Annotated in this window: 4 protein-coding genes; all 4 read left to right on the plus strand. The window is 74.4% G+C overall.

Annotated elements, in window-relative coordinates; genetic code table 11:
• On the plus strand, nucleotides 1-1759 hold a 1759-nt coding region (locus RIF68_RS24055), incomplete at its 5' end, for a dipeptide/oligopeptide/nickel ABC transporter permease/ATP-binding protein (RefSeq protein ID WP_309053380.1).
• A gap of 35 nt (nucleotides 1760-1794) precedes the next feature.
• The gene (locus RIF68_RS24060; protein ID WP_309053381.1) at nucleotides 1795-2583 is read left to right on the plus strand and encodes an ABC transporter ATP-binding protein; all 789 of its coding nucleotides are present in this window, start codon (nucleotides 1795-1797) and stop codon (nucleotides 2581-2583) included.
• Nucleotides 2580-3812, plus strand: a complete 1233-nt coding sequence (locus RIF68_RS24065; protein WP_309053382.1) for an amidohydrolase — start codon at nucleotides 2580-2582, stop codon at nucleotides 3810-3812. Before RIF68_RS24060 ends, RIF68_RS24065 begins: the two co-directional genes overlap by 4 nt.
• A 165-nt stretch (nucleotides 3813-3977) precedes the next feature.
• Nucleotides 3978-5903 carry an acyl-CoA synthetase gene (locus tag RIF68_RS24070; protein WP_309053383.1) on the plus strand — a complete coding sequence of 642 codons (1926 nt, stop codon included), beginning with the start codon at nucleotides 3978-3980 and terminating at the stop codon, nucleotides 5901-5903.
• The last annotated feature ends 159 nt before the right edge of the window (nucleotides 5904-6062 follow it).

Raw genomic sequence — 6062 nt, forward strand, 5'->3', positions numbered from 1 at the left:
GTCCGGTGCCGCCCGTGAGGGCGTCAGCGCCGAGCACTGGCTCGGCACCGACGCCCTCGGCCGCGACGTCCTCGCCCGCACCCTCGTCGCCACCCGGCTCACCCTGCTGATGACCCTGGCCGCCACCACGATCGCGGGCGCCGCCGGCATCCTGCTCGGTACAGCGGTGTGGGTGTCGGGGCCCCGGGTGCGCGAGTTCGGGCTCCGTCTCATCGACGTGATGGTGTCCTACCCCGCGCTGATCCTGGCACTGGTCGTCTCGGCCGTGCTCGGCGCCGGCCCGACGGCGGCCGTCGTCTCGATCGGCCTCGGCGGCTGCCCGGCCTTCGCCCGGCTCACCGCCAACATGGCCGCCTCGGTGGCCCAGCGGGACTTCGTGCCGACGGCGCGGCTGATGGGCGTGCCGCCCCACCGGGTGCTGGCGCGGCACCTGCTGCCGAACATCTCCGGCCCGCTCCTCGTCCTGCTGTCCGTGGCGTTCGCCCAGGTCCTGACCGCCCTCTCCGGGCTGTCGTTCCTGGGGCTCGGGGTGCAGTCGCCGGAGTACGACTGGGGCGCGCTGCTGAGCACCGGGCTCGAGGCGCTGTACACCAACCCGGCGGAGGCGATCGGCCCCGCCGTCGCGATCACGGTGACGGGCGTCCTCGCCTCCTTCGTGGGCGACGGGCTCGCCGCCGGGTCCGACCCCCGCGGCGGCCCCGCGCCCAGGACCGCCGCACGGCCCGCCGAGCGTCCCGCACCGTCCGGGCGCGCCCCGGAGAACGCCCTGCTCACCGTGGACGGACTGAGCGTCGAAGGTCCCGACGGGACCAGGCTCGTGGACGGAGTCTCCTTCCACGTCATGCCCGGCGAGATCGTCGGCCTGGTCGGCGAGTCCGGTTCCGGCAAGTCCCTCACCGCGATGACGGTGGCACGGCTGCTGCCGGACGGACTCACCTCCCACGCCGCCCGTCTCACGCTGGGCGACCTGGACCTGGACGCGCGCCACGTCGACGCGGCGCGCCTGGCCACCGAGGTCGGCATCGTCTTCCAGGACCCGTCGGCGTCCTTCAATCCGGCCCTGCGCGTGGGCGGCCAGCTCACCGAGGTGCTCCGCACCCATCAGGGGGTGAGCAGGGCAGAGGCACGTGCCAGGGCGATCGAGGCGCTGGAAAAGGTGCGCATCCGGAACCCGGAGGCCGTGGCGCGGCAGTACCCGCATGAACTGTCCGGCGGAATGCGGCAGCGCGCGATGATCGCCTCCGCCGTCCTGCCGGGCCCGAAGCTGATCGTCGCCGACGAGCCGACCACGGCACTCGACGTGACGGTCCAGGCCGAAGTGCTGGACCTGCTGCGCGAGACCAACCGGCGCCGTGGCACCGGCATGCTGTTCATCTCCCACGACATCGGCGTCGTGAGCACCCTGTGCCACCGGATCGTCGTGATGTACGCCGGCCGGGTGGTGGAGGAGCTCTCGGCACGCGACCTGCGGGCCGGGCGGGCCCGACACCCCTACACCAAGGCGCTGTTGGCAGCCGCCCCCCGCCTCGCCGACCACGAGGACGACGCCCTGGACGAGGCAGGCCGACGCCGGCCGCTCGCCACCATCGCGGGTCGGCCCCCGGCCGCGGCCGAGCGCCCGGCGGGCTGCGCGTTCGCCGCCCGCTGCCCCCTCGTCCACCAGCGATGCACCCACGAACTCCCGGTGCCACGCGACGGCGTGGCCTGCCATGTCGTCGCGTCCGGCACCCTGGCCGCGACCGCGCGGGACGACGCGTGACCGCCGTGCCCCACGCCCCTGGAGGTGACCCCCGCATGACGTACAAACTCGCGGTCGACGACGTGACCGTGGCCTTCGGACACGGCTCGCGCGCCAGGACCGTCCTCGACCGGGTGTCGGTGGGCGTCCGGGCCGGGCAGACGCTCGGTCTGGTCGGTGAGTCCGGGTCGGGGAAGTCCACCGTCGCCAGAACGGTCGTCGGCATCCACCGGCCCCGCAGCGGCCGGATCACGCTCGACGGCCGGGACCTCACGGGCCTGCGGGGCCGGGCGCTGACGGCCGTGCGGCGCCGGATCCAGCTCGTCCCGCAGGACCCGTACGCCTCCCTCGATCCCCGGATGACCGTGGGCCGGGCGATCGCGGAGGCCGTCGACCCGGTGCGCGCCGACGCGAGGAGACACGCGGGCACCGTGACGCGCTGGCTGGAGACGGTGGCGCTGGACGCCTCCGCCGCGGACCGCTACCCGCACGAGTTCTCCGGCGGCCAGCGGCAGCGCATCGCCGTCGCCCGCGCCCTCGCCGTCGAACCCGAAGTCGTCATCGCGGACGAGATCACCTCCGCGCTCGACTGCTCGGTCCAGGCCGAAGTCCTGAACCTCCTCTCGGAGTTGAGGCGCACCCTCGACCTCACCATGGTGTTCATCTCGCACGACCTGGCCGTCGTCCGACACGTCAGCGACGAGGTGGCCGTGCTGCGGCACGGCGAACTCGTCGAGCAGGGCCCGTGCCGCGAGGTCTACCGCGCCCCGTCCCACCCGTACACACGCCGGCTGCTCGCGAGCGTGCCGAGCCCGGCCGGCGCCGACCAGGAGAGTGCCGCATGACCGCAGCCCCCCTCACCCGCGACCTGACCGCCGGCCTCGAGGCGGCCGGCCTGGAGGAGTTCTACCGCGACCTGCACCGCCACCCCGAACTGTCCATGCGGGAGCACCGCACCGCCGGGAGCCTCGCCGCCCGGCTGCGCGCCTCGGGCTTCGAGACGGCCGAGGGGATCGGAGGGACGGGCGTCGTCGGCGTCCTGCGCCACGGCGACGGCCCCACCGTCATGCTGCGCGGTGACATGGACGCCCTGCCGGTACGGGAAGCGACCGGCCTGGCGTACGCCTCCGAGCACGACGGTGTCATGCACGCCTGCGGACACGATCTGCACGTCACCTGGCTCGCGGGCGCCGCCGAGTCGCTCGCCGCCGGGCGCGACACCTGGTCGGGAACGCTCGTGATCGTGGGCCAGCCCGGCGAGGAGACCGGCGAAGGCGCGCGGGCCATGGTCGCGGACGGACTGCACACCCGCTTCCCGCGCCCCGACGCGGTCTTCGGACAGCACGTGGCACCCGGTCCCGCGGGCCTCTACGCGCACACCCCCGGCCTGACCATGTCGGCCGCCGTCGAGGTCGACATCGTCATCCACGGCACCGGCGGCCACGGCTCGCGCCCCGAGGCCACCGTCGACCCGATCGTGACGGCCGCCTACGTCGTCGCCCGGCTCCAGACCGTCGTCGCCCGGGAGATCCCGGCCAAGGAGCCGGCCGTCCTGACGGTCGGCCGGATACACGCGGGCAGCAAGAACAACATCATCCCCGCCGAGGCCCGTCTCGGCCTCACCCTGCGCAGCCAGTCGCCGCGGGTGCAGGAGAAGTTGATCGCGGGCATCCGGCGCATCGTGGCGGGCGAGTGCTCGGCGGCAGGCTGTGCGCGGCCACCGGAGATCACCGTCGGCAACGCGTTCCCGGCCACCGTCAACGACGCGGCACTCGACCGGGAGGTGGCCGCCGTCCACACCGAGCTGTTCGGCGCGGGCAGCGTCCTCGACTTCGGCCCGGCGATGGGCAGCGAGGACTTCTCCCTGCTCGCGCCCGACGGGGTTCCTTACGACTTCTGGCACGTACCGGCGACCCCGGGCGGCCTCTGGGCCGACGCAGCGGGGGCGGACCTCACGGAGAAGTTCGGGAACGTCCCCGGCAACCACAGCCCGCTGTTCGCCCCCGATCCTGCCGTGATCGTCCCGGGCGTCCAGGCGATGGTGGCCGCGGCCCTCACCCGCCTCACCCACTGAACTTCGCGTCCGCGGCCCGGGCACCGGACGTCCACCTCGGCCCGTCCCGCCCGTCGAGCCCCACGCCCGGGCCCACCGGCCCGGCATCCCGGTCCGCCGATCCCCCGCCCCCGGCGCACCTGCCCCACGCTTCCCCACCCCGATCCCTCCGAGAGGCAGCTTCCCGTGAACACCCCTGACACCGATCCGCTCTGGCCGGCCTACGACGAGCCGGACGACCTGAGGACGATCGAGTCCGTCCCGCTCCGGGACCGCGGACTGCCCGGCACCACCTACGACGTCCTGGTCCGCGCCGCCGCCCTGTGGCCGGACCGGCCTGCTCTCACCGCGCTGCCCGACGCGGAACGCCGGTCGCACGGCGAAGTCACCACCTTCGCCCAGCTGCGTGACCAGGTGCACCGCCTCGCCAACCTCTTCCACGCGTACGGCGTCCGCCGCACCACCGCGGTGGGCCTTCTCACGCCCCACACCGCTCTGCTGCCCGCCGCACTCCTGGCCGCCCAGCTGACCGGTGTCGCGGCACCCGTCAACCCGGCTCTCACCGCCGGGCACGCCGAACGGCTCCTGCGCCTGAGCGGGGCACGGATCCTGGTCGCGGCCGGACCGGAACTCGACCCCGCCGCGTGGCGGTCGGCCCGGACCGTCGCCGCGTCGCTCCGCTGCACCGCCCTGTTCGCGCTGCGTCCCGTCGGGGCGCCCGATGCCGCGCCCGACCTCGAACCGGTCGACGGGGTCGAAGTCGGTTATCTGCACCTCGCGGCCGCCGACCGGCCGGCCGGGCTCCATCCCGGCGTGGTGCCTCCCCGGGCCGGTGACCTGGCCGCCTACTTCCCCACCGGGGGTACCACGGGCGCCCCCAAGCTGGCCGCGCACACCCACGCGAACGAGGTGACCGACGCCTGGATGATCGCGGCGAACAGCATGCTGGCCCCCGACTCCGTCGTGTTCGCCGGTCTTCCGCTGTTCCACGTCAACGCCTTGGTCGTCACCCTGCTCGCGCCCCTGCTGCGTGGTCGGCACAGCGTGTGGGCCGGGCCGCTCGGATACCGCGAGCCGGCGCTCTTCCGGCACTTCTGGAAGATCGTCGAACACTTCCGCATCGCCACCCTGTCCGCGGTGCCGACCGTCTACGCGGCGCTCGCCCGGGTACCGGTCGACGCCGACATCAGCTCCCTCCGCTTCGCCGTCGTCGGAGCCTCCCCCCTGCCCGGCACCGTGCGCGAGGCGTTCGAGCGCCACACCGGCGTGCCCCTGTGCCAGGGATACGGACTGACCGAGGCCACCTGCGGGACCACCCGGAGCTTCCTGGGCGAACACAGCCGGCCGGAAGCGGCCGGCCAGCGCCTGCCCTACGTGCGGGTCAAGACCGTCCGCATCGACGGTGACGGCCGGTGGCACGACCTGCCGCACGGAGAGCCGGGGGTTCTCGTCGTCAGCGGCCCCACCGTCTTCCCCGGTTACGTCGTCGGCCGCGACGACCGGGGCCCGCGCCTGGACACCCTCGGCACCGTCCGCCTCGGCTGGCTCGACACCGGCGACCTCGCCCGGGTGGACCCCGACGGGTTCGTGTTCCTGCTCGGCCGCGCGAAGGACCTGATCATCCGTGGCGGCCACAACATCGACCCCGCCGTCATCGAGGACGCGCTCCTCCGGCACCCGGCCGTCACCGGCGCGAGTGCCGTCGGCCGCCCCGACCCCCACTCCGGGGAAGTGCCCGTCGCCTACGTCACCCTCGCCCCGGGAACCGGCGCCATCGGTTCCGACGAGCTGATCGCGTTCGCCGCCCAGCACGTGCCGGAGCGTGCCGCGACCCCCAAGGACGTCGTCGTCCTGCCCGAACTGCCGCTGACCGACGTCGGCAAACCCTCCAAGGTCCCCCTGCGCCTCGACGCCACGCGGCGCGCCGTGGCCCTCGCCCTGGCCGACCTCGGCACCGGCATCGGCCACGAGCGGATCGGCTGCGTCCTCGCGGACGGTCGCATCGCGGTCACCCTTCCCCCGGTGACCGGAGCACCCGGCCTGCGGGACCGGATCTCCGCCCGACTCGCCCCGTACGGCTTGGACTGGACGTTCGCCGACCCCGGCCACTGACGCGCCCCGGCCTCACCCTCGCATCCCCTCGGACCGGGGTGACGCGCGCTTCGACGGACGGCTACCCCTTCCGGTCGCTCCGGTTCACCGCGTACCGCGTCGGACAGGTCGGCGTGCGGAAAGCCGCATCGGCGTCACGCCGACCGATTTCCGTCCGCG

Origin of the sequence: Streptomyces sp., from assembly GCF_031178505.1 — a bacterium.
GTDB classification, from domain to species: Bacteria; Actinomycetota; Actinomycetes; order Streptomycetales; family Streptomycetaceae; genus Streptomyces; species Streptomyces gulbargensis.

Excerpts from the sequence above, each read along its gene's own strand:
- RIF68_RS24060 (WP_309053381.1), top strand. The coding sequence starts at position 1,795 with ATGACGTACAAACTCGCGGTCGACGACGTGACCGTGGCCTTCGGACAC.
- RIF68_RS24065 (WP_309053382.1), top strand. The coding sequence starts at position 2,580 with ATGACCGCAGCCCCCCTCACCCGCGACCTGACCGCCGGCCTCGAGGCG.